At 71.8% G+C, this 24,222-nt stretch carries 25 protein-coding genes and 1 pseudogene; 9 read left to right on the top strand and 17 right to left on the bottom strand.

Annotated features, from left to right (window positions below; all coding sequences use genetic code 11):
- Positions 1-3: 3 nt before the first annotated feature.
- The gene (locus B0I32_RS47985; RefSeq protein WP_106251183.1) at positions 4-1,320 is read left to right on the top strand and encodes a hypothetical protein; all 1,317 of its coding nucleotides are present in this window, start codon (positions 4-6) and stop codon (positions 1,318-1,320) included.
- A gap of 65 nt (positions 1,321-1,385) precedes the next feature.
- On the opposite strand, the gene B0I32_RS47980 is transcribed toward B0I32_RS47985, so the two are convergent.
- The 10 genes from B0I32_RS47980 to B0I32_RS47935 form a co-directional block, all read right to left on the bottom strand.
- On the bottom strand, positions 1,386-2,555 hold the full coding sequence (locus B0I32_RS47980) for a zinc-dependent alcohol dehydrogenase (protein ID WP_106251181.1): 1,170 nt from the start codon (positions 2,553-2,555) through the stop codon (positions 1,386-1,388).
- The gene (locus tag B0I32_RS47975; RefSeq protein ID WP_106251180.1) at positions 2,552-3,433 is read right to left on the bottom strand and encodes an SRPBCC family protein; all 882 of its coding nucleotides are present in this window, start codon (positions 3,431-3,433) and stop codon (positions 2,552-2,554) included. Before B0I32_RS47975 ends, B0I32_RS47980 begins: the two co-directional genes overlap by 4 nt.
- Positions 3,434-3,593: 160 nt before the next feature.
- Positions 3,594-4,310 (bottom strand): YqjF family protein, encoded by a 717-nt coding sequence (locus tag B0I32_RS47970; protein ID WP_106251178.1) that lies wholly within the window; start codon positions 4,308-4,310, stop codon positions 3,594-3,596.
- Positions 4,311-4,373: 63 nt separating this feature from the next.
- Positions 4,374-6,017, bottom strand: coding sequence for a cytochrome bc1 complex cytochrome b subunit (qcrB, locus tag B0I32_RS47965; RefSeq protein WP_106251176.1), 1,644 nt, complete (start codon positions 6,015-6,017; stop codon positions 4,374-4,376).
- Between the two features lie 144 nt (positions 6,018-6,161).
- A complete protein-coding gene (locus B0I32_RS47960; RefSeq protein ID WP_106251344.1) occupies positions 6,162-7,364 on the bottom strand; it encodes a ferritin-like domain-containing protein in 1,203 nt (400 codons plus the stop codon).
- Positions 7,365-7,411: 47 nt separating this feature from the next.
- Positions 7,412-7,846, bottom strand: a complete 435-nt coding sequence (locus tag B0I32_RS47955; protein WP_106251174.1) for a DUF3040 domain-containing protein — start codon at positions 7,844-7,846, stop codon at positions 7,412-7,414.
- Between the two features lie 271 nt (positions 7,847-8,117).
- Positions 8,118-9,905: an FtsX-like permease family protein gene (locus tag B0I32_RS47950; RefSeq protein WP_106251172.1), complete on the bottom strand. Its 1,788-nt coding sequence runs from the start codon at positions 9,903-9,905 to the stop codon at positions 8,118-8,120.
- Between the two features lie 5 nt (positions 9,906-9,910).
- Entirely contained in the window at positions 9,911-10,654 is a 744-nt protein-coding gene (locus tag B0I32_RS47945) for an ABC transporter ATP-binding protein (protein WP_106251171.1), read from the bottom strand.
- Positions 10,651-11,229 carry a PadR family transcriptional regulator gene (locus B0I32_RS47940; protein ID WP_106251169.1) on the bottom strand — a complete coding sequence of 193 codons (579 nt, stop codon included), beginning with the start codon at positions 11,227-11,229 and terminating at the stop codon, positions 10,651-10,653. The genes B0I32_RS47945 and B0I32_RS47940 overlap by 4 nt, the downstream gene beginning before the upstream one ends.
- An 85-nt stretch (positions 11,230-11,314) precedes the next feature.
- A complete protein-coding gene (locus B0I32_RS47935; RefSeq protein WP_106251168.1) occupies positions 11,315-11,923 on the bottom strand; it encodes a TetR/AcrR family transcriptional regulator in 609 nt (202 codons plus the stop codon).
- 95 nt (positions 11,924-12,018) lie between these two features.
- Between B0I32_RS47935 and B0I32_RS47930 the strand changes: the two genes are divergently transcribed.
- Positions 12,019-12,762: an SDR family NAD(P)-dependent oxidoreductase gene (locus B0I32_RS47930; RefSeq protein ID WP_106251166.1), complete on the top strand. Its 744-nt coding sequence runs from the start codon at positions 12,019-12,021 to the stop codon at positions 12,760-12,762.
- A 118-nt stretch (positions 12,763-12,880) separates the two neighbouring features.
- Entirely contained in the window at positions 12,881-13,294 is a 414-nt protein-coding gene (locus tag B0I32_RS47925) for an STAS domain-containing protein (RefSeq protein ID WP_106251164.1), read from the top strand.
- Positions 13,295-13,339: 45 nt separating this feature from the next.
- Here B0I32_RS47925 and B0I32_RS47920 read toward each other — a convergent pair whose 3' ends face one another.
- The 3 genes from B0I32_RS47920 to B0I32_RS47910 all read right to left on the bottom strand — a co-directional run bounded on the left by B0I32_RS47920 (position 13,340) and on the right by B0I32_RS47910 (position 16,215).
- Positions 13,340-14,134: a protein phosphatase 2C domain-containing protein gene (locus B0I32_RS47920; protein ID WP_219912394.1), complete on the bottom strand. Its 795-nt coding sequence runs from the start codon at positions 14,132-14,134 to the stop codon at positions 13,340-13,342.
- Positions 14,135-14,192: 58 nt separating this feature from the next.
- Positions 14,193-14,909, bottom strand: coding sequence for a hypothetical protein (locus B0I32_RS58395; RefSeq protein WP_245956618.1), 717 nt, complete (start codon positions 14,907-14,909; stop codon positions 14,193-14,195).
- Between the two features lie 496 nt (positions 14,910-15,405).
- Positions 15,406-16,215, bottom strand: coding sequence for a hypothetical protein (locus B0I32_RS47910; protein ID WP_146178572.1), 810 nt, complete (start codon positions 16,213-16,215; stop codon positions 15,406-15,408).
- 249 nt (positions 16,216-16,464) lie between these two features.
- Between B0I32_RS47910 and B0I32_RS47905 the strand changes: the two genes are divergently transcribed.
- Complete coding sequence (locus tag B0I32_RS47905) at positions 16,465-17,154, top strand: type 1 glutamine amidotransferase domain-containing protein (protein WP_106251161.1); 690 nt, start codon at positions 16,465-16,467, stop codon at positions 17,152-17,154.
- 34 nt (positions 17,155-17,188) lie between these two features.
- On the opposite strand, the gene B0I32_RS47900 is transcribed toward B0I32_RS47905, so the two are convergent.
- Entirely contained in the window at positions 17,189-17,704 is a 516-nt protein-coding gene (locus B0I32_RS47900; RefSeq protein ID WP_106251159.1) for a CGNR zinc finger domain-containing protein, read from the bottom strand.
- An 87-nt stretch (positions 17,705-17,791) separates the two neighbouring features.
- On the opposite strand from B0I32_RS47900, the gene B0I32_RS47895 reads away from it, so the two are divergent.
- Entirely contained in the window at positions 17,792-18,664 is an 873-nt protein-coding gene (locus B0I32_RS47895; protein ID WP_106251158.1) for an alpha/beta fold hydrolase, read from the top strand.
- 74 nt (positions 18,665-18,738) lie between these two features.
- Here B0I32_RS47895 and B0I32_RS47890 read toward each other — a convergent pair whose 3' ends face one another.
- Positions 18,739-19,101, bottom strand: a complete 363-nt coding sequence (locus B0I32_RS47890) for a helix-turn-helix domain-containing protein (RefSeq protein ID WP_106251156.1) — start codon at positions 19,099-19,101, stop codon at positions 18,739-18,741.
- A gap of 602 nt (positions 19,102-19,703) precedes the next feature.
- On the opposite strand from B0I32_RS47890, the gene B0I32_RS47885 reads away from it, so the two are divergent.
- The 3 genes from B0I32_RS47885 to B0I32_RS47875 all read left to right on the top strand — a co-directional run bounded on the left by B0I32_RS47885 (position 19,704) and on the right by B0I32_RS47875 (position 22,255).
- On the top strand, positions 19,704-19,919 hold the full coding sequence (locus B0I32_RS47885; protein ID WP_219912393.1) for an alpha/beta hydrolase: 216 nt from the start codon (positions 19,704-19,706) through the stop codon (positions 19,917-19,919).
- Positions 19,920-20,063: 144 nt separating this feature from the next.
- The gene (locus tag B0I32_RS47880; RefSeq protein ID WP_219912392.1) at positions 20,064-21,230 is read left to right on the top strand and encodes an MFS transporter; all 1,167 of its coding nucleotides are present in this window, start codon (positions 20,064-20,066) and stop codon (positions 21,228-21,230) included.
- Between the two features lie 83 nt (positions 21,231-21,313).
- Positions 21,314-22,255, top strand: a complete 942-nt coding sequence (locus B0I32_RS47875; protein WP_106251151.1) for a hypothetical protein — start codon at positions 21,314-21,316, stop codon at positions 22,253-22,255.
- A 55-nt stretch (positions 22,256-22,310) separates the two neighbouring features.
- On the opposite strand, the gene B0I32_RS47870 is transcribed toward B0I32_RS47875, so the two are convergent.
- Entirely contained in the window at positions 22,311-23,168 is an 858-nt protein-coding gene (locus B0I32_RS47870) for a phosphotransferase family protein (protein WP_106251341.1), read from the bottom strand.
- Between the two features lie 138 nt (positions 23,169-23,306).
- Between B0I32_RS47870 and B0I32_RS47865 the strand changes: the two genes are divergently transcribed.
- Entirely contained in the window at positions 23,307-24,077 is a 771-nt protein-coding gene (locus B0I32_RS47865) for a TetR/AcrR family transcriptional regulator (protein ID WP_106251150.1), read from the top strand.
- 25 nt (positions 24,078-24,102) lie between these two features.
- Here the strand turns inward: B0I32_RS47865 and B0I32_RS61875 are convergent.
- Positions 24,103-24,174, bottom strand: a pseudogene (locus B0I32_RS61875) (hypothetical protein); the annotation flags it as partial.
- Positions 24,175-24,222: the final 48 nt, after the last annotated feature.

Raw genomic sequence — 24,222 nt, 5'->3', positions numbered from 1 at the left:
CCGATGCGTTCCCCCCTCGCGGTCGTCCTGGCCGCCGCGATGTGCGTGGTTTTGCCCCCGTCCGCCGCGTCGGCGACCCCCGGCGACCGGCCCTTACCGGGGTACACCATCGACAACCCGCCCCTGGCTCCGGCGCTCGTGGGCGGCCGGCCCAGCCGGGTCCACCAGGGCGTGCACGAGCACGCCGCCTTCACCGCCGAGGTGCCGCCGCGCTGGAACGGCGACCTGGTGATGTGGGCGCACGGTTACCGCGGCGACACGCGGGTGCTCACCGTGGACGAGCCCGCCTACGGGCTGCGGCAGCGGCTGCTCGACCAGGGCTACGCCTGGGCCGCCTCCTCCTACTACGCCAACGGGTACGACGTGCGCTCGGGCGTGCTCAGCACGCACGCGCTCACCGAACGCTTCGCGCGGACGGTGGGCCGGCCGCGCCGGACGTACCTCATGGGCGTGTCGATGGGCGGTCACGTCACCGCCCGCTCCATCGAGCAGTACCCCGGCCGGTACGCCGCCGCGCTGCCCATGTGCGGGGTGCTCGGCGACCACGAGCTGTTCGACTTCTTCCTCGACTTCCACCTCGTCGCGCAGGACCTGGCCGACGTGCCCGCCTATCCGATCCCGGCCGACTACACGACCTCGGTCGTGCCCCGGATCAAGGAGCGGCTGGGGCTCACCGGCGGGGCCGATCCGTCCGGTGAGCTCGGCGGGCAGTTCCGCTCGATCGTCGTCGGCCTCGGCGGCGGGGAGCGTCCCGGGGCCGCGGCGGCGTTCGCGTACTGGCAGGACTTCCTGTTCGGGCTGGCCGGGCCGGACGAGGGCGGCGGCCTGGCGGAGGAGCCCGGCAGGGTGGCGACCAACCGCGGCACCGTCTACCGGCCCGCCACGCCCGTGAACGTCAACGCGACCGTCCAGCGGGTGGATCCGGCGGATCCGGTGGCCCGCCGCACGCGGGCGCTGACCGCGGTGCCCGCCGTCTCGGGCCGGATCGACGTGCCCGTGCTGTCGCTGCACGGCCTGGGCGACAACTTCGTGCCGTTCTCGATGGAGCAGTACTATCGCGCCGACGTGGCCGCGCACGGCCGGTCCGGGCTGCTGGTGCAGCGGGCGATCCGCACGGCGGGGCACTGCGAGTTCAGCGCGGCCGAGGCCGGCGCGGCCTGGGACGACCTCGTACGCTGGCAGCGCACCGGCCGGCGGCCCGCGGGCGACGACGTGACCACCCCCGCCACGCTGGCCGCCCCCGCCTACGGCTGCCGCTTCACCGACGCCACCGCCTACCCCACCGGCACCCGGGCGCTCTACACGCCCTGTCCCACCTGATCGGCCGACGCCGCCACCGCCGCGCGGCGGAGACGAGGCCGCCCGGCCGCGGATCGTTCCGGCGGTCAGGGCTTGAGCACGACCTTGGTGCACTCGTCCTGTTTGTGCTTGAACATCTCGAAGGCGCGTGGCGCGTCGGCCAGCGGCAGCGTGTGCGAGACGACGAGGCTCGGGTCGATCGCGCCCTCGCGGATCCGGCCCAGCAGCGGTTCCAGGTAGCGCTGGACGTGACACTGCCCGGTCCGGATGGTCAGCGACCGGTTCATCACCGAACCCATCGGGAACTTGTCCACCATGCCGCCGTAGACGCCGATGACGGAGACGACGCCGCCGTTGCGGCAGGCCATGATGGCCTCGCGCAGCGCGTACGGCCGGTCGGTCTCCAGGCGGGTGGCCTGTTTGGCGCGGTCGTAGGCGTACATGGCGGGCGTGGGGTGGTGCGCCTCCATGCCGACGGCGTCGACACAGGCGTCCGGGCCGCGCCCGCCGGTCATGTCGCGCAGCGCGTCCAGCACGTCGGCCTGGCTGTAGTCGAGGACCTCAGCGCCGAGTCCCTGGGCCTTCCTGAGCCGGTAGCCGTAGCGGTCGACGCAGATGACCCGCTCGGCTCCCAGCAGGAAGGCGCTGGCCACGGCGAGCAGCCCCACGGCTCCCGCGCCCCAGACGGCGATCGTGTCGCCGGGCTTGATGTCGCACATGTCGGCGCCCATGAAGCCCGTCGGCAGGACGTCGGAAAGGAACAGCACCTTCTCGTCCGGCAGGTCGTCCTCGATCTTGATCGGGCCGACGTCGGCGAACGGCACGCGCGCGTACTCGGCCTGCCCGCCGGCGAAACCGCCCAGCATGTGGGAGTAGCCGAAGATGCCGGCCGGGCTGTGGCCCATGAGCTTCTCGGCCATGCCGGCGTTGGGATTGGAATTCTCGCAGAGCGAGTAGAGGTCCGCCTCGCAGGCGAAGCAGGCGCCGCAGGCGATCGGGAACGGCACGACCACGCGATCGCCGGCCTTGAGCTTCGTCACCGCCGGACCGACCTCGACGACCTCGCCCATGAACTCGTGGCCGAGGATGTCGCCTCGCTTGACGGTCGGGATGTAGCCGTCCAGCAGATGGAGGTCGGAGCCGCAGATCGCCGTGGACGAGACGCGCACGATGGCGTCGCGGGCGTTGAGGATGCGCGGGTCGGGGACGTCCCTGACCTCGACGGTGTTGCGACCGGCGAAACAGTTGGCCTTCATGGCCGGCCTCCCACGGGCTGGGCGGGGCGCTGCCCGCGCTGGCGGACGGCGTAGGTGCCCTCGGGGCTGCCCTCCGAGCGCAGCACCTCGCCGGTCTCCATGATCTGCTTGAAGCGGCGCAGGTCGTCGCGGATCTGCTGCTCGGGATGCTCGCCGATGAGCCGCGCGACGGCGGCGCCGAGCACGCCGCCCGGCATGCCGAAGCGCAGGACGACGTCCACGACCGTGCCGCGGCCTCCTGGCCCGTCGGTGAAGGTGACGGCGCCGCCGGCCTCGACGCCGGAGCCGCGCGCCGAACCCCACACGAGGTGCTCGCCGGCCCGCTCGTCCGTGATCTCGGCCTCCCAGACGAGGCCCTTGGCCTGCCAGCGCGAGCGGCGCTCGTCGAGCTCGCGCACCGACTCCAGGTGGATCATGAACGCCGGCAGGTTCTCCAGGTCCCGCCAGAACCGGTAGACCTCGTCCCTGGGCCGGTTGACCGTGATCGAGGCCCGCACTTCCGCAGGGCCCTGCGGCCGCCTGCGGGCGCCGGCGGCGCACACGGTGTCGAGCGCGGTGAGGGCGCTCACCACCGCCAGCGCGGCGCCCGCCCGGCGGCGCCGGGCGCCCTCGCGGTTCCGCATCGCCCCGCCGAGCAGGGCCAGGTCCATCGTGTCGCCCGCGACCCTCGTCCACGCCCACTGAGCGGGGCTGCGGCCGCCCAGCAGCATGGCCGCGTGCAGCAGCTCACGCCCGCCCACCAGCCGGGTGATCGTCGCGGCGGCCGGGGCGTCGTCCAGGCCGCTCAGGCGGGTGATCGTGCGGGGCATCGTCAGTTGCGCCGCTCCCAACGCGAGACTGACCCACCCGAGCGCGCGGGCGTACTTGTCGGTGTGCATACGTCGTCCTCATGATCGTCGTCGCTTGGGCTGTACGACCCGTCGTCAGGGCAATACGTTGCGTGGCATATGTGTCGGCCTGAACCCGATTGCCCCGGAATGGCGGCCCATAACAAGGAGCGGGCGGCGGGAGAAGATGTACGGCGCGCGCTTCCGGCGGTCACCAGCTCCACATGCCCACCCTGACCGGCACCCCGGGCGAGGCGTGCAGCGCGGGCCGCCCCGCGGGAGCCGGCAGGCCCGCGGCCTGGACCAGATTCTGGTCCAGGCCGTCGAGATGGGCGTGGTGCAGCGGCCACGGCGGGTGTTCCACCCGCGCGGCGGCCAGCCGTCCGGCCACGATGCTGAACAGCCGGAACCGGGCGGTCAGGAAGTGGGCGAGCTCGTCGCGTTCCCGCTCCAGCAGCGGCACGCCGATCTCGACCCGCGCGTCGCACCGCGCACCCGCCGGCCCCGGCAGTCGCCGGCGGCACCGGTAGTCAGTGCGGCCGTTCCTCGCCTCCACCGACATTCCGGACCAGAAGTAGGGCAGCCCGTAGCCGGCCCGGCCACCGAGTGTGGCGGGCAGGCGGCCGGCGTCCAGGGAGAAGAACCAGATGCCGGTACGTCCTCGCGCGTCCCGTACATAGGTGCGCAGGTTCGTCTCGGGGAACGTGGACAGCCACGGCAGCGCGGGGGTGCCCGGCACCCGTACCCCGCGCATGAGGAACGGAGTGAGCCCCACCCAGGCCGCGCCGTCGAAGCTCTCCACCGACAGCTGCGCGGGCAGCAGCGCCTGCACCTGCTCCGGCCGGTAGCGCCAGTGGACGAACGTCATCCGCTCCCACCGGTGGTACATCACCGGAAGCCCGACACGGGGCGACGGTGGAGCTCTCATCCCGCCCACCTGCCCCTCGTCCGCCCCGGCAATCCGGCGCGGACGAGGCCCCGGCTCCGGGCGTCAGTCGCGTGAGGTCTTCGCGGGCGGGCCCGATCTGGCGTGCTCGCCGTCGTGGTGCCCGTCGTGCTCGCCGTCCAGGGGGATCTTCTCCCCGCCGTAGGCGCGGCTCATCTTGAGGCGGAGCCGGCCGAGCGGGCCCCTGGCGGTCTTCGGCGGGACGCCGGCCCCGTCCTGGGTGCTGCCCGGCAGCATCGGCACCGGGGTCTTGCCCTCCAGGTGGGCTTCGATGTCCTCCGATGGCGCCGCGTGGATCTCGACGAACTCGCCGTGCGGCAGGCGCTTGATCACGCCCGACTCGACGCCGTGGCCGATCGTGGCGGCGTCGGAGCGCTGCAGGCCCAGGCACATCCGGTAGGTGATCAGGTAGGCGAGGGCCGGGCCGAGGAAGATCAGCACCCGCCCGATGTACGTCGTCCAGTTGAGGCTGACGTGGAAGTTGGCCGCGATCAGGTCGTTGGCGCCCATCAGCCAGAGCAGGCCGTAGAAGGTGATGGCGGTGATGCCGATCGCGGTGCGGTGCGGGTTGTTGCGCGGGCGGTCGGCGATGTGGTGCTCGCGCCGGTCGCCGGTGACCCACTGTTCCAGGAACGGGAAGAGCACCAGCCCGGTGATGATCAGCCCCAGGGGCAGCAGCGCCGGGATGAGCACGCTCAGCGGCACCGTGCCGGCGTGGGCGGTGCCGAAGAGGTTGATCTCCCAGGACGGCATGAGCCGCAGCGAGCCTTCCAGGAAGCCCATGTACCAGTCCGGCTGGGAGCCGGCGGAGATGTCGGCCGGGGTGTAGGGGCCGAACAGCCAGATCGGGTTGATCTGGGTGAAGGTCGCGAGCCCGGCCGTGACGGCGGCCGTGAACATCAGGTACGCCCCCGACTTGGCCATGAAGGCCGGCAGCAGCGGGGCGCCCACCACGTTCTTCTCCGTGCGCCCCTTGCCCGGCATCTGCGTGTGCTTCTGCACCCACATCAGCACGAGGTGCGCGGTGATCAGCGCCAGCAGGATGCCCGGGATCAGCAGGATGTGCAGCGTGAAGAAGCGCGGGATGACGTCCTCGCCGGGATACTCGCCGCCGAAGAGGAAGAACGACAGGTACGTGCCGATCAGCGGGATCGACAGCAGCACGCCCTGGGTGATGCGCAGGCCCGCGCCCGACAGCAGGTCGTCGGGCAGCGAGTAGCCGGTGAGCCCCTCGAACAGCGACAGCGCGAACAGCGCGATGCCGATCAGCCAGTTGATCTCGCGCGGTCTGCGGTAGGCGCCGGTGAAGAAGATCCGCAGCATGTGCACGACCAGGCCGGCGGTGAACAGCAGCGCGGCCCAGTGGTGGATCTGCCGGATCAGCAGGCCGCCGCGCACGTCGAAGCTGATCCGCAGCGCCGAGGCGTACGCGTCGGACATCTCCACGCCTTGGAGCGGAGCGTACGAGCCGTCGTACACCACGTGCCCCATGCCCGGCTCGAACCAGAAGGTGAGGAACGTTCCAGTCAGCAGCAGGATGATGAACGAGTAGAGCGCGATCTCGCCCAGCAGGAACGTCCAGTGGTCCGGGAAGATCTTGCGCAGGTTGCGCTTGAAGAAGCCGGCCGCCCCCAGGCGGTCGTCGAGATACCTGCTCGGCCCGCTGATGAATCTCGGCGGTGTGCTCATGCGTGACCTTCCGCGCGACGGCCCCGCGGCTCGGACAACCCCCCTTGTCAGAGCCGCGAACCGGCGTTTCCCGTGCGTGCTGAGATGGCGATGATCACCGGGACGCCGCCTCCCGGGCGGGGAGGCGGGTCGGGGCCGGCTGGGTCAGCGGTTGGCGGCCAGGCTGTGGACCGGGTGCTCGCCCTCGGTCTGCAGCCGGTACTCGTGACCGGAGACGGCCCGGTTGTCGTCGATGACCCGCTCCGAGGGGGCCACTTCGCCGCCCATGAGGGCTTCCTGCATCTTCTCGAAGCGTTCGTGGGCCTCCTGCACGTAACCGGTGCCCAGCGTGGTGATGTCGATCTGGGTGGACAGCAGCTCACGCAGATAGGCCTTGTTCGGCTCGAACGTCACCGGCGCCGGCAGCTCCGGCGCGCAGACCTGCTCCGGGTCGCGGCCGTCGAGCCGCTTGAACAGCTCGGCGGCCAGGCGCAGGTGCTCCAGCTCCATGTTCAGGTGCAGCTCCCAGATCGCCTTGACCTTGGGGTCGGACTCGGTCTCCATGAACGAGTGGTACAGGTAGCACTCGTTGTACTCGTGGTTGAGCAGCATCTCCCACCAGCTCTCGCCCGGGTCGACCAGCGACTCGTAGTGGGTGACGTGCTCCTCCTCGATCAGCCCGATCTCCTGGTACAGCTGCCGGGCGATCGGCTCCATCGCGGTCGGGCCGACGTTCATGTAGAAGTTCATCGTCTGCTGCTCGGCCGACATGATCGTCAGCGCGTGCAGCTTGGAGATCGGCGCCGTGCTGGAGCGGTCGTAGGGCTCGCGCACGTTGTCGATGGGGTTGCGGTGATGCAGGTACGTCGGCCGGCCCGGCATCACCTCGGTCAGCCCGTCGACGATCTTCTCCGCCTTGCGGTGCTCGATCATCTCGTACAGGTTGGCGTACCGGTAGAGGTGGTCGAAGTCCTCCAGCACGCCGAACTGGTAGGCCTGCTTGAGGTAGGAGTCCGGCTCCATCCGCGCCACCCAGGCGGTCAGGTCGACGGCCACCTGCTCGTAGGCGATCGTGGTCTCCAGCACCGAGGACACCCCGGGCAGCAGCCAGTTGACCACCTTCTGCTGCTGCGCCTCGATGTAGCGCACCCGGGCCAGTTGCTGCTTGATCTCCAGATCCGGGCAGTGGCGGGCCAGGTGGTGGCTGAACATGATCGCCTCCACCTCGATCCCGTTCATCGTGATGATCCGGCACCTGGTGTACGGATCGGCGTGATCGGGATCGATCGGGACGACGTTCAGCTCGCGCCAGTTCCGTAGCTGCTTGTCCAGCGGGATGCCTCGTTCCCGCAACGGATTGAAGGTCATGTGCATGCGCTCCTTCGCGCTCGTCCGGAAAACCGCGGTCCGCCCGCCTACCCGAGACTTCCCGGACGAACCTCTGCCCGCTCTCGCCGAAAGCTCCGCATTCGGTAAGGATCACGGCATGCCCCGGTTTCCGCCCGGTTCCGCTCATGGGTGCACGCGGAGTCCGAGCGGGCGCGGGAGACGGGCCTGAGCGCGGGCATCGGTGCCAGGGCGTGGCTCGGCGCGGGCACGCGCGGCGGCGCGGGAGCGCGGGCGCCGCCGGCGGACAGGACCAGGAGCACGGCCAGCGCGGCCAGGGCGAGGGCCAGCAGCAGCACGCAACAGAGCTCGCGCCAGGTGGTGTGGGCGGCGTAGCGTTGCGCCCCTGTCCGGCGGCAGGCGGCGTTGAGCGACTCGATGCGGCGGACGAAGGCACGGTCGCCGCGGCGGAGTTCCTGTTCGATCTCGCCCAGGATCCGGCGTTCGCGGTCCGACAGGTCCATCGCCCGGCACCCGCGTCAGCTGAACGAGGGGGACGGCGGCCGGTCGCCGGGTCTGGTCGTCGTCACATCAGGCTCCGTCCCATCAGGCCCAGTCGTATCGGGCTCAATCCGATCGGGCTCAGTCCGATCAGGCTCGGTCACCGGCGACGAACGGGGGTGAGGGCACGGATCATCATCGATCAGTGCGTTCTCCTCACCGGGATGAATGCTGCATACCCAGCGATCCCGGGTTCATCCCCTGGGCCCGCCCTGCCCTGTGCGCGTGCGGCGGTCAGGCGGCTTCCGCGCTGAGTGCCCGCGCCACGGGGCGGCGGGCCGCCAGGCGGGCGGGCAGGGCGGTGAGCGCGGCCGTGGCCACGAGGGTCGCGAGCACCGCCGCGAGCAGCCAGGACGAGGGCGCCTGCACCGCGTTCCTGGCGGCGAAGAGGGAGAGCAGGCCGTCGCCCAGCGGGACGCCGAGGACGGCGCCGGGCAGGGTGGGCAGGAGCTGCGCGGCCGACAGCCCGGCCGTGATCTGGCCGGGGGTGGCGCCGAGCGTGCGCGCGACGGCCATGTTCGCCTCGGCCTCCATGGCGGTGGTCCAGGTGAACGTGACGGTGTTCACCACGGCGAGCGTGATGAGCAGGACGGCGACGGCGAGCATGAGCCGGCGGTCGTGCTCGCCCCGCAGGTTGGGCAGGACGGAGGAGCCGCCCAGGCCGTACCCCCGCTCCGTCTGGGCGTGGAGGGTGAGCAGGGCGACGATCGCGATCACTGTGGTGGCGGTGGAGCACGCCTGCAGCACGGCGCGGCCCGGCCGGCGGGCGGTCAGCCGCAGCCCGAGCAGGAGCGGCGTGGGCAGCAGCGCGGACAGCGCGGTGAGCCGGGGACGGTGGCGGGGCCGATGGGCGGTGGCGGTCAGCGCCGTGACGGTCGCCGTGCGCCTGGCCCGCAGCGTCGGGCGCAGCGTGGACAGCACCGCCACCGCCACGGCGAGCAGCGTCGCGGTGACGACGGCGGCGGTGCCCGGCCCGGCCGCGTCGCCGATCCGGCTGTCGGTGGGGCTGGCGATGGCGGGCACGCTCAGCTGGGCGATCAGCAGCCCCAGCGCGTCGCCGGCCAGCGCCAGGGCCAGGTATTCGGTGAGCAGCACGGTGGCGATCAGGCCGGGGCCGGCGCCGACGGCCTTGAGCAGCCCGGCCCTGCGTGTCTGCTCGGCGGCGCGCCCGGCGGCCAGCGCCGCCACCCCGGTGATCGCCAGGAAGCCGATCAGCCAGCTTCCGACGATGAGGATCGGCTGGCTGTCCTTGAGCAGGTTCAGATCCTGGGCGGCGGTGAACCGCCAGGAGCGGAAGGTGAGCCGCAGATCGGGGTCGCGGTGGGCCTCGCGGAAGGCGTCGGCGCGGGCGGGGTCGCGCAGCGCGAGGTCGAGGGCGACGGTCACCGGCAGGTCATGGGCCGAGGCCAGCGCCTTGGCGTCCGGCCGGGTCATCCAGGCCAGGCCGCTGTAGTCGCTGCCCGCGCCGCCGGGGCCGATCTGGGCCGCGCCGGGGTAGACGGAGGTGGCCGCGGTGACGGCGATCCCGACGACGGGGTACGAGCGGCCGGCGATGGTGACGCGGTCGCCGACGCCGACGCCGAGCGCGGTGGCGAAGCCGCGTTCGAGTACGGTGCCGCCGGGGCGTACCCAGTGGCCCGAGGTCGTGAGCGGGCGGTTGACCGCGCCCGGCTTCTCGGCGAAGCCGTGCACCACCACGTTGGAGGTGCGGCCGTGCACGGCCAGGTCGGCGTAGACGATGCGGTAGGGGCCGTGGTGGGCGGTGACCTCGGGGGCCCGCGCCAGGGAGGACAGGGCCGAGGTCGCGGCGGGACCCGGCTCGCCGGAGAGCACCACCACGTCCGGTCCGGCAGTGGCCGCGCGGGTCTGCTCGTACAGCGCGTCGCTGACGCCGTTCAGCGACAGGCCGAGGGCCATCGTGGCGGTGGCCACGGTCACCGCGAGCAGCAGCATCGCCGCCTGGAGCCGGTGCCGGCGCACGTCGGCCAGGACCAGGCGCGGGACGAGCACGAGGGAGCCCATGACGTTCAGTCCCCCAGCCCGATCAGCCCGCCGAGCCCGCGCGGGCGGGCGGCGGCCATCCTGAGGTCGTCGACGAACATCCCGTCGCGCATCGAGATCAGCCGGTCCGCCGTGGCGGCCACCCGCTCGTCGTGGGTGACGATCACGAACGTCTGCCCGGCGGACCGCAGCTCCCCGAAGATCCGCAGCACGTCGTGGGTGGCCGCGGTGTCGAGGTTGCCGGTGGGCTCGTCGGCCAGGACGACCAGGGGATCGTTGACCAGGGCGCGGGCGACGGCGACCCGCTGGCGCTGCCCGCCCGACAGCTGGGAGGGCAGGTGCCGGGCGCGGGCGGTGAGCCCGACCTGGTCCAGCAGCCGTCCCGCGCGCCGTCTGGCCTGGCGGCGCGAGCGGCCGGCCAGCAGCGCGGGGAGTTCCACGTTCTCGGCCGCGGTCAGCTCCTCCATCAGGTGGAAGCCCTGGAAGACGAATCCCACCGACCGGCGGCGCATGCGCGCCAGGGCTCGTTCGCTCAGCGTGTCGATGCGCCGCCCGGCCAGCCACACCTCGCCGCCGTCGGGCCGCTCCAGGCCGCCCAGCAGGTGCAGCAGTGTGGACTTGCCGCAGCCGCTGGGGCCCATGACCGCGAGCGTCTGCCCCTGGGGCACCTCCAGGTCGATCTCGTCGACCGCGCGGACCCCGCCGTGCCCCTGACCGTGCTGCTTCACCAGGCCGCGGGTCACGACCGCGGCGGCACTCGACCCGTTCATCCACCCTCGATCTCGTCGTCGGCCCTGGACCAGGCCCGTTCGCAGGCGTCCAGCCAGCGCAGGTCGGCGCGCAGCCGGAGCATGACCCCTTCCAGCAGCAGCCCGGCCCCCGGCCCCGCCGGCCCTGATTCCGCCGGTCCTGGTTCCGCCGGTCCTGGTTCCGCCGGTTCGGCCAGCGCCGCCTGCTGCGCCTCGCGCAGGCGGCGCAGCAGCTCGCGGCGCTGCGCCGCGATCAGTTCCACCGGGTCGGCCAGCCGTCCCGCCGCGGCGGCGGCGAGCTTGAGATGGAACTCCGCCAGGTCGGGTTTCGGCCAGCCCACCTCGGCCAGCCAGGCGGTCACCCGCTGCTGCCCGGCCGGGGTCAGCGCGTGGACCTTGCGCTCGGGCCGCTCGGGCAGGCCGTCCTCGCGCTCGGAGGTCACCAGGCCCGCTCGCTCCAGCCGGGCCAGCGTGACGTAGATCTGCCCCCGGTTCATCGACTCGCCCAGCGGGCCGAGGCTGCGCCGCAGCCGCGCGTGCAGCTCGTAGCCGTGCGACGGCTCCTTGGCGAGCATCGCCAGCACCGCGTCCTGCATGACACCCCCTAACGGTTGGCCAATAGATAGCGGTTACCCATAGAAAGTGTCAAAACAGAGTGAAGTGGAACGCTCCAAGAAGCCCTCAGGCGGGCGGCCACTGCCGCAGGGACAGGTCGGCCACCGACTGGAGCTCCTCGCGGGCGGCGCCGCCGGCGGCCTGGACGGCGATGCCGTTGGCCACGGTCATGAGGTAGCGGGCGAGCAGCCCCGGATCGGACCCGGCGGGCAGGTCGCCCTCGTCCACGGCCCGCTGGAACCGTTCCCTGAGCAGCGCGACGCCGTTGTCGCGCCAGGCCGCCAGCGTGTCGCGGGCGGCCCGCCCCGGCTCGCCCGCCGCCAGCGAACCCTGGACGCCGAAGCAGCCGGCGGGACAGTCGGGACGGGTGGTGGCCTCGACCGCGCCGCCGAGGAACGCGGCGGCGACCTGCCGCGCGGCCGGCTGCTCCAGGGCCCGGAAGACGTACGCGGCGGGGCCGTCGCTGTAGCGCCGCAGGGCCAGGTGGAACAGGTCCTCCTTGCTGCCGAAGGCGGCGTACATGCTGGTGCGGCTGATGCCCATGGCCCTGGTCAGGTCGGTGAGGCTGGCGCCCTCGTAACCCTGCGCCCAGAAGACGCGCATGGCCCGGTCGAGCGCCTCGTCCGGGTCGAAGCCGCGTGGCCGGCCGATCGGCGCCTTCCCCTGCGTTTCCATGCGGCCGAGTCTACCGCTTTTTGTACCGGACGGTGCGGAACTGCTATCGTCGCATTCCGTACCGATCGATGCATAAATCTGATGAGGTGAAAGCCATGGGACAGCTGGAGAACAAGACCGCCGTCGTCACCGGCGGCGGCACGGGCATCGGCCTGGCCGCGGCCCGGCGACTGGCGGCCGAGGGCGCGCACGTGTTCATCACCGGGCGCAGGAAGACCGTCCTCGACGCGGTGGTGGAGAGCCTGGGCCCGGCGGCGGTGACGGCCGTGCCCGGCGACATCGCGGCGCCGGGCGACCTGGACCGGCTCTACGCCGCCGTCGCGGACCGGGGCCGGGGCCTGGACGTGCTGTTCGCCAACGCCGCCGCCGCCTCGTTCGCGACCCTGGAGCAGACCACCGGGGAGCACCTGGACCGGATCTTCTCCGCCAACGTCCGCGGCACCCTGTTCACGGTGCAGAAGGCGCTGCCGCTGCTCAACGACGGCGCGTCGGTGATACTCAACTCCTCGGTCCGGGCCGGCGACGGCGTCGCGGCGTTCGGCGCGTACGCGGCATCCAAGGCGGCCATCCGCTCCTTCGCCAGGACCTGGGCCAACGAGCTCAAGGACCGCGGCATCCGGGTCAACGCGATCTCCCCCGGCACCATCGACACCCCCGGGCTCGACGGCGTGGCCGGCGGGGACGCCGGCGCCAAGGCGCGGTTCACCAAGGCCGTCCCGCTCGGCCGGATCGGCCGCCCGGAGGAGGTCGCCAATGTGGTGGCCTTCCTCGCCTCCGACCAGTCCGCCTTCTTCCTCGGCGCCGACCTGGTCGTGGACGGTGGTGAGGTGCACCTCTAGCATTACCTCACCTGAAATTGACGAATCCTCTTTCCTGTAACATAGTTCGGGCGTACTCTCGACAGTGACGGTGAAAGGCCGTCCGCATCAAGCCGACCTACTCCCCCAGGGACCCCTCATGCCCGTCAACCTCGCACTCGCCGACATGCTGAGGGCAGCGGCCATGCCTACCGCGCTCAGCGTGACCTGCCACCCCTCCCCCGTCGGTGTGCTCGTCACCGTGGCGGGTGAGATCGACGCCACCAACGCCGACCGCCTGGAGTCCGCCATCGCCGGCGCGCTGCGGCCCGGCCGGCCGCTGATCCTGGATCTGCACGGGGTCACCTTCATGGACAGCAGTGGGCTGCACGTGCTGCTGCGGGTGCGGGCCGAGGTCCTGGCGGGGGCGGGCAGCCTGCACCTAGTCTCCGTACAGGAGCGGCCGGCCCGGCTCCTCCGGATCACCGGCGTCTGGGACACCCTGGACATCCACGACAGCGTGGCGGAGGCCGTCGCCGCGCTCGTCCCGCCCCTGGCCGCCGACCTCGCCTGAGCCCTTCGCGCTCGACCTGGCCTGAGCCCCTCGCGCCGGTGGCCTTCATGCCTCGTCCAGGCCGGTGCAGTGGGCGATCGTCGCGTCGTCCGGCCGGACCGCGTGACGGGCCTCCGCCCGCCGGACGCGGCGGATGATCTCAGCGGGCCCGCTCGACGCCAGGACGGCCAGGACCTCCGGCCAGCCGATCGACTCAAGCTCGCCGGCGATGCGGGCGGCGCCGTTGCTGAGCAGGACGGCGCCGGACAGCTCCGAGATCGGACGGCTCCCGGTGACCGCCTCGCCGGCCGCCCGCGGGTCGTCCTTGGCCAGCCAGAAACCACCCGGCGCGTTCCGGTGGGCGCGCAGTTCGCCCAATATCCGCTGGTATTCGTCGGTTCCCTGGCCCGCGACCTCCAGGGCGGGCACGTACGAGCGGCTGATGACCACCTCGCGCGGGTCGGTGACGACGACCGGGGCGCCGTCCGCCCGGTCGAGCACGAGATAGCAGTCGCCGAGCACCAGATGATCGAGGACGCCGCCGGACACGCGCAGCATGGCGACGGTCGCCGACGGGCCGATGGGGTCGGCGACGTCGCAGGTGACGCGGTGGGCGTCCGTCACCCGCTCGATGGCCTCGGCGAGCAGGTCGCGCAGGTCGCGGCCCGGCCCTGGCGCGAGGAGGGCGAGGAGGGCGCCGCCCAGGCGGGAGGCGTACCAGGCGACGCCGTGACGGCAGGTCGCCTCCCCGCCGGGGATGCCGGCGCCGTCGACCAGCACCGCTCCGGCCGGGACCGCGCCGGTGAAGTCCTCGTTGACGCGGCCGGCCCGCGCCGCGACGCTCGTCATCGACACCCGCATGCCCACCACTCTCCCACCGCTCGACGAACGGACCATCGGTGCAGGCCGTCGCCGGCGGTCAGCCGAGCATGCCGACGACGTACGCGCCCGGCACCAGCGCGACGGTGAGGGCGACGGCCCACCAGCGAGGGGCCGGGCCGTTGCGCAGCAGCCCGAGCCCGAAGGGCACCAGGGCGGCGGCGAGCCCGGCCAGGGCGAGCAGCGAGATCGGATCGCTGCTGCCCTTCAGCACGCCCAGCGGCAGCGCGCACCCCAGCGCCAGCGCCCCGCACCTGGCCACGCCGAGCGGGCCCGCGCCGAACACCCTGGCGCGGAAGGCGCCGGCGGCGAGCACGATCCAGCCGGCCATGATGCAGACGGAGGCCGCCTTGAAGACGTGGAAGGCGCCGTAGGTGTCCGCGACGGCCCGCCGCGCCGCCTCCAGCCCGAGTTCGTCCACCAGCTGGAACGCCAGGTGGCTCACGCCGGCGTGGAAGATCCGCCCGAACAGCCCGAGCACGACCAGCGTGGCGCCCCACCCGGCCCAGCCGGGACGCGTCACGGCGATGCGCCGGGCCAGCGCCGTGACGGCCGGCCAGAGCAGCACCACGCCGGCGGCGAACAGCCCGTACGACACGGCCATCCGTCCCGGATCGGCGGCGTAGGCGGCGAGCTGGCCGGGGAAGAAGTCGTCCGCGCCGATCCGGGTGAGGACCGCCGCGATGAGCAGCAGGGGCCCCAGCACCGCGCCGGCGCCTTCGACCCAACGGCCGGGAATCGAACGTGTGTCTGTCATGCCGACCATCCAAGTGCCGGCCGGGCCCGCGCACACGGGCGCGCGGGCGAGACCTGGAGGTACACCTGGCACTACCACGGCGCCTCACCTGGGGATGTTTGGGCCGTTTCGACGGGGTAGGCACCGTGGTTTGCCCACGCGGCCGGAGCGGCTTAGGCCCACGGCATCCACCTCCGGGATGTCCGCGACTCGCCGGGCGTCCCGGTACGACCACTCGAGGAGGAATTCCGATGTCGGCACTCGCTCGACGTCCGCTCAGGAAGATCGTCAACGCGAGCGCATGCACTCTCCTGTTCGCCACCGCCGCGATCGGCCTCACCGCGGCCCCGGCGTGGTGACGCTCAAGTCCGCCTGGCACGGCCGGGCCACGTTCACGCGGCGGCCACGGCGGCCCGCTGGCCGAGGGCGCCCGCGACAGCTGGGGCAACTGCCGCTGACCATGGGTCTGAGCCTGGACGGGGTCTCCCCGGGTTTCCACCGTCCAGGCGGAGAGCCGTCAGCGCTTGGGGGCGGGAGGCAGGCGGAGGCCTCCCTTCTCCGGGTCCAGTTTCGTGGTCACCGCCGACCTGGGCGGCGCCTTGATGGACACCCTGGCGCCCCAGCCGGAGTAGGTGGTCTTCATCCCGGTCGCGCTCATGCCGACCTTCGCACTGGCCAGCTTGGTGGTCAGCGTACGGGGCAGGCCGGACCGGCTCACCACGAGCGTCCAGTGCACCTTGACGCCGGCGGCGAGCTGCCACCACAGGGTGTCCCTGGTCCACGCCGAGACGCGGCGCAAGTCCTTGACGCTCATGCTGCCCGTGTACGTCGTCCCCTTACGGGTGGAACGGGCCAGCAGCGCCTTGAGGGTGCTCGGCTCGGCGGCGTTGACGAAGTCGCCGTACATGGCGGTCATGCCGCACGTCCAGCCCGGCGACTGCTTGAACCAGGATCTGCCCTCGGGCAGGGCCGCGCCGACGGGGCCGCCCTTGACGTAGGAGGTGCGGCCGACGCGCAGGGTGCGCTCCGGCTTGGTGAGCGCCGCGGCCTGGCCGCCGTCGTCCTGTTCCGCGCCGTCGCCGCCGGGCACGCTCAGCTTGCCGGTGAGGTCGGAGGCGGCGATGCCGCGCCGGTCGAACTGCACCCGCCCGGAGCGGGCCAGGGTGGAGGGCGACCTGCCGACGGTCTTCTGCTTGAGCGTCACGCCTCTGCCGGGCGAGAGCTGGGCGCGCAGGGCGGCGAGCGGGTCTTTGGGGGCGGCCAGCGCCGGCGTGCCGGTCGCCAGGACGACGCCGCCGGCGACGATGCATAAGATCACGTGTTTCACGGCGATGATCATGCTGGTCCCAGATCACGACGGGACGACGCTCCACGTCACGGCGACCGGCCGCGCTCGCCAAGGGGGCCTTCTCAGGAAACCGAGATTTACATGCAATTTTGTCTGATTTGTGGTGCTTATCGCTAATTTGAGATGTGTACGGCGATTTTCGCATCCGCAATGATCCGACACCGGAGCGTGGTCGTCGGCTTCGGGTGACCTCCCGCGGGATGTCACTTCACGCAGAGGGGAAGTCCCATGGCGAAGCTTCTGTTCGTGATGACCGGTACGGCGTACTGGACGCTCAAGGACGGCACCAGGCACGCGACGGGATACTGGGCCGAGGAGTTCGCGGCCCCGTACCGTGCGCTCACCGATGCCGGGCACGAGATCGTGGTCGCCACTCCGGGCGGGGTGGTGCCGTACGTGGACATGATGAGCCTGCGGCCCGACATGGCCGGCGGCGCGCAGGCGGCACTCGACCTGGAGGAGACGATCCGCTCGGCGGAGGTGCTGCGGCGGCCGCTCAGGCTGCCCGACGTCCGGCTGGACGACTACGACGCCGTCTACCTGCCCGGCGGCCACGGCCCCATGGAGGACCTGTGGCAGGACGCGGACGCCGGCCGGCTGCTGACGGCGGCGCTTGCCTCCGGCAGGCCGCTGGCCATCGTCTGCCACGCCCCGGCCGCGATGCTGGCCACCCGGATCCACGGCCGGTCGCCGTTCGCCGGCCGCCGGGTGACCGGGTTCACCAACGAGGAGGAGAACGCGGTCGGGCTGGCGCCGAAGGCGCGCTGGCTGCTGGAGGACGAACTCGTCGCCCTCGGCGTGGACTTCGCCAAGGGCGAGATGTGGCAGCCGTACACGGTGGTCGACGGCAACCTGTTCACCGGGCAGAACCCCGCCTCGGCGGCGGAACTGGCCGGGCGGCTGCTCAAGGTGCTGTGAGCCGCCGCTGAGCGCCGCCGACCGGCCGCCGCCGCTATCCGTCCGTCCTGGCCTGCCGGGTGCGCTGGTAGTGCCGGCGGGCCTTCATGCGGTTGCCGCAGCCGGCCATCGAGCACCAGCGGGCGTTGTTCGGCCTGCTGTGGTCGATCAGGAAGAGCCGGCACTCGTCGTTGGCGCAGGCGCGCAGCCGTCCCGGGCCGGAGACGCGCAGCGCGTCCCAGGTCAGCACGGCGCGTGCCGCCGCGACGCGGCCCTCCGGCAGTCGCTGGGTCCACGCGATCCCCTCCTCGCCGAGCGAGGCCAGGCGCAGCACGCCCTCGACGAAGCGCGCGAGCGCGGCCGGGGGCGCGTCGCCGCGTACGACGTCCTGGAGCACCCCGCGGGCGTCGCGCGCGGCGCGCCACTCCTCCGCCGAGGCCGGCTGACCGTGCTCGGCGAGCCAGCGCAGCCCGTCGTCGCGGTCGGCCAGCAGGTCGGACGGCTGCCCGTCGTGCACGGGCGTGGTGTTCAGCAGGTCGAGCAGCAGCTTCTCGTCGACATCGAGCTCCATGACAAACCTAACCTCCAAAGTCTGTTTGACAGGTTACACCAAGCCGTGCTTTGGTCTAACCATCAAAACGAGTCGTAGGAGTTAGACATGACTGCCGTTCACCATCGCTACGCCACCGTCCAGGGCCGGCGGCTGTTCTACCGGGAGGCCGGTTCCGCGGACGCGCCGGCCGTCGTGCTCCTGCACGGCTACCCGACCAGCTCGTTCATGTTCCGCCACCTGATTCCGGCGCTCGCCGACCGTTATCACGTCATCGCTCCCGACCACCTCGGGTTCGGGCTGTCGGACGCCCCGCCGGCCGACGAGTTCGACTACACCTTCGACGCCCTCACCGGCCTCACCGCCGGCCTGCTCGACCAGCTGGGCGTGCGGCGCTACGCCGTCTACGTGCAGGACTACGGCGCCCCGATCGGCTGGCGGCTGGCCCTGGCCGACCCTGAGGCCGTCACGGCGATCATCACGCAGAACGGCAACGGGTACGACGCCGGCTTCGTGCCGGGCTTCTGGCAGACCGTGTGGGACTACCACCGGGAGCAGACGCCCGAGACCGAGCGCGCGATCCGCACCGCGCTGAGCCTCGACGCCATCCGCTGGCAGTACCTCACCGGCGTCCCGGACGAGAGCCTGGTCAGCCCCGACACCTGGCACCACGATCACGCGCTGGTGTCCCGTCCCGGCAACGACGCGATCCAGCTCGCGCTGTTCCGCGACTACGCGACCAACCCGCCGCTGTACAAGGAGCTGCACGCCTACCTGCGGGCGAACCAGCCGCCGCTGCTCGCCGTGTGGGGCAGGGGCGATGAGATCTTCGGGCCGGACGGGGCCCGCGCGTTCTCCCAGGACGTCCCGAACGCGGAGATCCACCTGCTGGACGGCGGGCACTTCCTGCTGGAGAGCGCGGGCGACGAGGTGGCAGGCCTGATCCGCGACTTCCTGGCCCGCGCGACGAGCGCCCGCTGACGCGGGCGTTCGATGCCTGATCCGTCCGGTGTCACCTCGGCCTCCGCGACCCGCCGCGCGGGGCGGTCGCGGGGTCAGTTTCCGGCCGGGCGTTCCCGTTCGTACGCGGCGTTGATACGCAGCGCCTCGGCGAGCTGGTCCTCCAGGATGATGATCCGGCAGGCGGCCTCGACGGGTGTGCCCTGGTCGACGAGCTCCCTGGCGCGGGCCGCCAGGCGCAGCTGGTAGCGGGAGTAGCGGCGGTGGCCGCCGCTTGAGCGTCTCGGCTCGATCAGTTTGGCGGCGCCCAGGGCCCGCAGGAACGTCGGGGTGACGCCGAGCATCTCCGCCGCCGCGCCCATGCTGTAGGCGGGGTAGTCGTCATCGTCGAACCGGTCCTCGGCGCTGGGCGCACCGCTGAGACCGTCATCGTCGGCGCCGGCGGGCGAAGCCTGCATGGCGCCGGGTATGTGCCCTTGACCCATAAATACCTTTCTTCACACCAACAGGGGGCCCCGGCGCCATGTGCGCCGGGGCCCCGAAGAGGTTCAACACCATCTACCGGCCTGGGGCCGGCTTGTTGTCATCCGCATCCGCCGCCCTGTTCGGCGGCGATGCGGGGATCGCGGATGCGTGACCGTAGACCACCTTCCAATCCTGTGGAACTGCGGTACCCGTGCGGCGAACGTCAGCCGGCGACGGGCGATCCTTCGATGGCGTTCAACACTCCCTTCCCTATTCCTCTGGACGTGACGTCCACTTACATCAACGGCAGCGCGTCCACGATCTGGGCCCTTACCAACCGCGCTGGCCCTTCACGTCCGACCTTCTGCCTGACCCAACTGACTTCATCCTCATTCCGGGCAGTTCATCGTGTTGCCGGTGTTTCCGCTGCCCGGTGGATCCGTTCCTTGCGATGTCAGAAACTCTAGTACCCGAGCGCGCGAATGTCTACTACGGCGAACACAGATTTTCATCTCCGCCCGTCGCAGCCTTCATCCGCCGCACGATCTCGGGCGATAGGTTCTGCCCCGATCATCACGGTCGAGGACTGGGAACGGTGTCGATGGGCTCCGACGAGACGGTGACAGCGCGGTCGGTCGCGGACGGTGTCCTGCCGCTGCGTCCGGGCGTGCCGCTCGGCCAGGCCACGTACTTCCATCGGGCGCTGCGGCGGTTCGGTGGCGGGCACGAGTTCGTCGTCTATCCGCGGGAAGGACACGTGATCCGGGAACGCCGGCACCAGATCGACGTGCTGGAACGCACCCGCGCCTAGTTGACCGGTGGCTCGCCGGCCCGCTCCCACACCAGGGCGAAAAACGCGTTGCCCCCGATAGCTCTCGAAACGTAGAGTCTTGCGCTCGTGATCTCAGTGGTGGAGCGAGTCCTGCCGGCTCGATTGGGGACGGGATTCCGATGGTTGCTGGCGTCGAGCTGGCTGACGAATCTCGGTGACGGAGTCGCGGCCGCGGCGGGCCCGCTGCTGATCGCGTCGCTGACCCGCGACCCGCTGCTGATCTCGCTGTCGGCGCTGGTCAGCTGGGGGCCGCCGCTGCTGTTCGGCCTGTACGCGGGCGTCCTGTCCGACCGGTACGACCGGCGCAAGATCGTGATCATCGCGAACGTGGCACGCGCCCTGGTGCTGGCGGCCCTCGTCGCGCTCATGGTGACCGGCACCGTGACGGTGGCGACGGCACTGGTGGCCCTCTCGCTGCGGTCCATCGCCGAGGTGTTCGCCGACAACACGACGAGCACGCTGACGCCCACGCTGGTGGACAGGGACGATCTCGTCATCGCCAACGCCCGCCTGGGCACCGGGTTCATCACGCTCAACCAGCTGGCCGGCCCGCCGCTCGGCGCGGCGCTGTTCGGGCTGGGCGTGACCTGGCCGTTCGCCGGGCAGTTGCTGCTGGTGCTGGCCGGGATCGTGCTGGTCTTCCGGATCACCCTGCCGCCGCGGGTCCGGCCGGACGGCGATCAGGCGCCCAACGCCGTCCGGGAGCTGATCGCCGGGTTCAAGTGGACCATCCGGCACGCCGCCGTCCGTACGCTGGCGCTGACCATCCTGATCTTCAACTTCACGTTCGGCGCGGCCTGGTCGGTGCTCGTCCTCTACACCCAGGAGCAGCTCGGCCTCGGCGCCGTGGGTTTCGGCCTGATGACCACCATCGGCGGGATCGGCGGCCTGATCGGCACCGGTCTGTACGGGTACATCACCCGCAAGGTGAGCCTCGGCGCCCTGATGCGGATCGGACTCGTCATCGAGACGCTCACCCACCTCGGCCTGGCCCTGACGCATTCGCCGTGGGTGGCCGGCGGGATCTTCCTGGTCTTCGGCGCGCACGCGTTCATCTGGGGCACGACCTCGGTCACCATCCGCCAGCGTGCGGTTCCCAGTGAGCTGCAGGGGCGGGTGGGCAGCGTCAACACCGTCTGTGTCTACGCCGGTCTGGTGGTCGGCTCGCTGATCGGCGGCACCCTGGCCACGGCATTCGGGGTGGCGGCGCCGTTCTGGTTCGCCTTCGCCGGGTCCGCGGTGTTCGTGGTGCTGTTGTGGCGGCAGCTCATGCACATCGCCCACGACTGAGCCCGCCGGGAGCTGGTCCGCCCTATGTGCGGACTTGGTACGAAATTGCAGGAAACGTCGGGCAAGATCGCTACGCTGCCCCCATGGACCGCGCCATCGCCGCCGTCGCGGTGCTCGTGCTGCTCGCGGGTCTGGCCGGCGGCCAGGAGGATCCGCGCGTCCCGTACCGGCCGTATGACGCGAGCTGCCCCGCCTGGACGGAGCGAGAGCGGGGGTTCGGCGACACGCGGGCGGAGCATCGGGAGCGCGCCTTCCTCTGTCTGGTACGGGACGCGGGCGGCCCCATGTTCCCCGCCGTCAAGTCGGACGCGGAGCTGCTCGCGTACGGCAGGAGATTGTGCGCCCTGCCGTACTGGCGGCTGACCGAGGACTGGCTGCGCAGCGAGGACCGGACGATCAACCTGCGCGGGCTGGAGGAGGCCCTCGTCTTCCTGTGCCCCGATGCCATCAGGGGCCCGGACCAGGAGCCTTCCGACGACCATATGGTGAAGGCGAACGCCGAGTACTACGCCGCGAGCAACGCCACCTGCCGTGACCCCTGGCCCAGGACGCGGGGCCGCAGGCAGGGAACGGCCGCGGTGTTCACGTCCGAGGGCGGCGTCTACCACATCACCGACCGCGATGACCCGTACGCCGAGCCCAGAACCGGGCGGACCCACGGGCTGATCACCGCCGAGGGAACCGGGGTGAGCGTCGACACGATCCTCCAGGGGAACGTCTGCGTGACCGTCAAGGCGTTTGACCACGCTCCGCCGCTGCGGCTCAAGGGGTGGACGGAGGTGGCCGAAGTCGGGGTCACCAGCCGGACCGGCCGCCTGGTCATGCCCACCGTGGATCCGGGCGGCATGGAGGGCGCCGGGCGGCCCCTGCCCAACCTGGCGATCGAGGGGCCGGGCCGCTACCGGGTGCGGGTCTACGCACGGGCCGAGGAGAACTTCCGCACCATCCTGCCCACCGAGTGGCACCTGGTCGTGGTCCATCCCGGACGGTCGAGGAAGGCGATCGTCCATCGGACCCGCGACTGACGTACAGCGCCGCCTCCCCTGGCGCCCGAACGGCGCCGACCTCGAAGCCCCGGGATCAGCCGGAGGCGGTGGAAGGGCCCGTGTGATCGAGCTCCGCCCGCAACTGCCCGAGCCACTCCGTGCCCAGCCGCCGCCCGTCAGGGAACTGGTCGGCGCGGTCCCAGCGCCACGCCGTGATCATCGCCAGGACGAGGATCCGGCACTGGCGCAGCAGCTCCCGATCCACGTCCGGATAGTGCTCGCCGACCTCCTCGGGCTGATGCGCGAGGTCGAACTCGACCGGCCCGCGGCAGCACGTCTCGAAGTCGATGAACAGCAGCCCGTCCTTCGTGCTGAGCACGTTGCCGGGGTGCGGCTCGCCGTGCAGGAACTGCTCGGGGGCGCCGCGCTCGGTGATCGTCCGCCTCAGGTCGCGCAACGCGCCGGCGAGGACTTCGCGGTCGTCGTCGCCGAGCGCCGGGGAACGGTCGCGGTCCGCCACCAGGACCTGGGCCTCCTCGATCCGTTCCGTGAAGCGTCGCGCCGGGATGTCCGCCGCGCGCATGCCGGCGTGCAGCCGCGCGAGCGCGTCGGCGACCTCGGCCGCTGGGACGTCGCCGGACCCCACGGGCTCGTAGTAGGTCCACAGCGTGATCACGAAGCCGTCGCGTTCGTGGACGCGCGGCTCGGCCCGCGGCTCCAGTGCGGCCACCGGGCTGCCGCATTCGCCGAGCCGCCGCGCCACCTCGATCTCGAACGAGGCCATCGTCCCCTCGGCCGCGGGCGCCACCCTGGCCAGGACGTCACAGGGCAGCAGGCGCAGGGCGAGCTTGTTCGAGTCGTGCAGGACGATCGCGTCGTCCGCCGCCAGTCCGAGTGACGATGCGGTCGCCATGGCCGCGGCCATCGCCCGTTCGCGCTCCGCTGCCTGCATCGCCACCTGTCCCCTCTTCCGTACGCACCGTGCGCACGACAGGGGATTCTCCGAGATCGTCCACCCGCCCGGCAACCGGATATCCGCCCGGAGCCTTCGTACATAGAGACCGAACGTTCTATCCGGTATAGTGTTCGCATGGGGCGAAGTGAACCGCTGAGCCGGACCTCCGAAGCGCGGTCGCGGCTGCTCGCGACGGCGACCAGGATCTTCTACACCGAGGGCATCCACTCGGTCGGCATCGACCGGATCGTCACGGAAGCGCAGGTGACCAGGGCGACCCTCTATCGGCATTTTCCCGGCAAGGAAGAGCTCGTCCTCTCCTACCTCGACGGCGTCGACCAGGCGATCCGCGGCCAGGTGAACGGGGCTCTGGCCGAGGGGCGGCCGGCCGGGGAGAGCCTGCTGGCCATCGGCCGGTCCATCGCCGGTGACATCCGGTCCCCCGGATTCCGCGGCTGTGCCTTCCTCAACGCCGCGGCCGAATACCCCGACCCCGCGCATCCCGCCCACCAGGCGGTTCTCGCTCACCGCCAGTGGTTCCTCGAAACCGTCACCGGGCTGCTGGAGCAGGCCGGCCACACGCCGCCCGAGCCCGCCGGCCGGCACTTTGTCATGCTCCGGGACGGCGCCATGGCGGCCGGCTGCCTCTTCGACCCGGAGCTGATCGGCGAGACCTTCCTGCACGGGGTCGACGGGCTCCTGCGCAACCCCGCCGGCGTGCGCGGCGAACGCGGCCCAGTAGCCGATCATCCGCTCGGACAGGGCCTGTTGCACCGGGCTGAGCGTGATGGAGGTGGTCTCGATGTCGAAGAGCAGGGGCAGCTCCGCGCCGTGATCGGCGCCGCCGGGACGACCCTTGGGGAACTGGGTGGCCGAAGAAGCCGAAGACGCCGAGCCGGGAGTTGACCGTCACCACGATCACGCCACCGGTCTCCGCCATGCGGCGGGCGTCCAAGTAGCCGCCGGCACCGGAGCTGAACGCCCCTCCGTGCAGGTAGACCATGACCGGCCGCCGCCGGGCGCCGCCGGGCGCCGTTGTCGCGGGCGACGC

Origin of the sequence: Nonomuraea fuscirosea (assembly GCF_003001935.1) — a bacterium.
Classification (GTDB): domain Bacteria; phylum Actinomycetota; class Actinomycetes; order Streptosporangiales; family Streptosporangiaceae; genus Nonomuraea; species Nonomuraea fuscirosea.
Note: the sequence above shows the minus strand (reverse complement) of the source record. Positions and strands in the feature narration are given on the sequence as shown.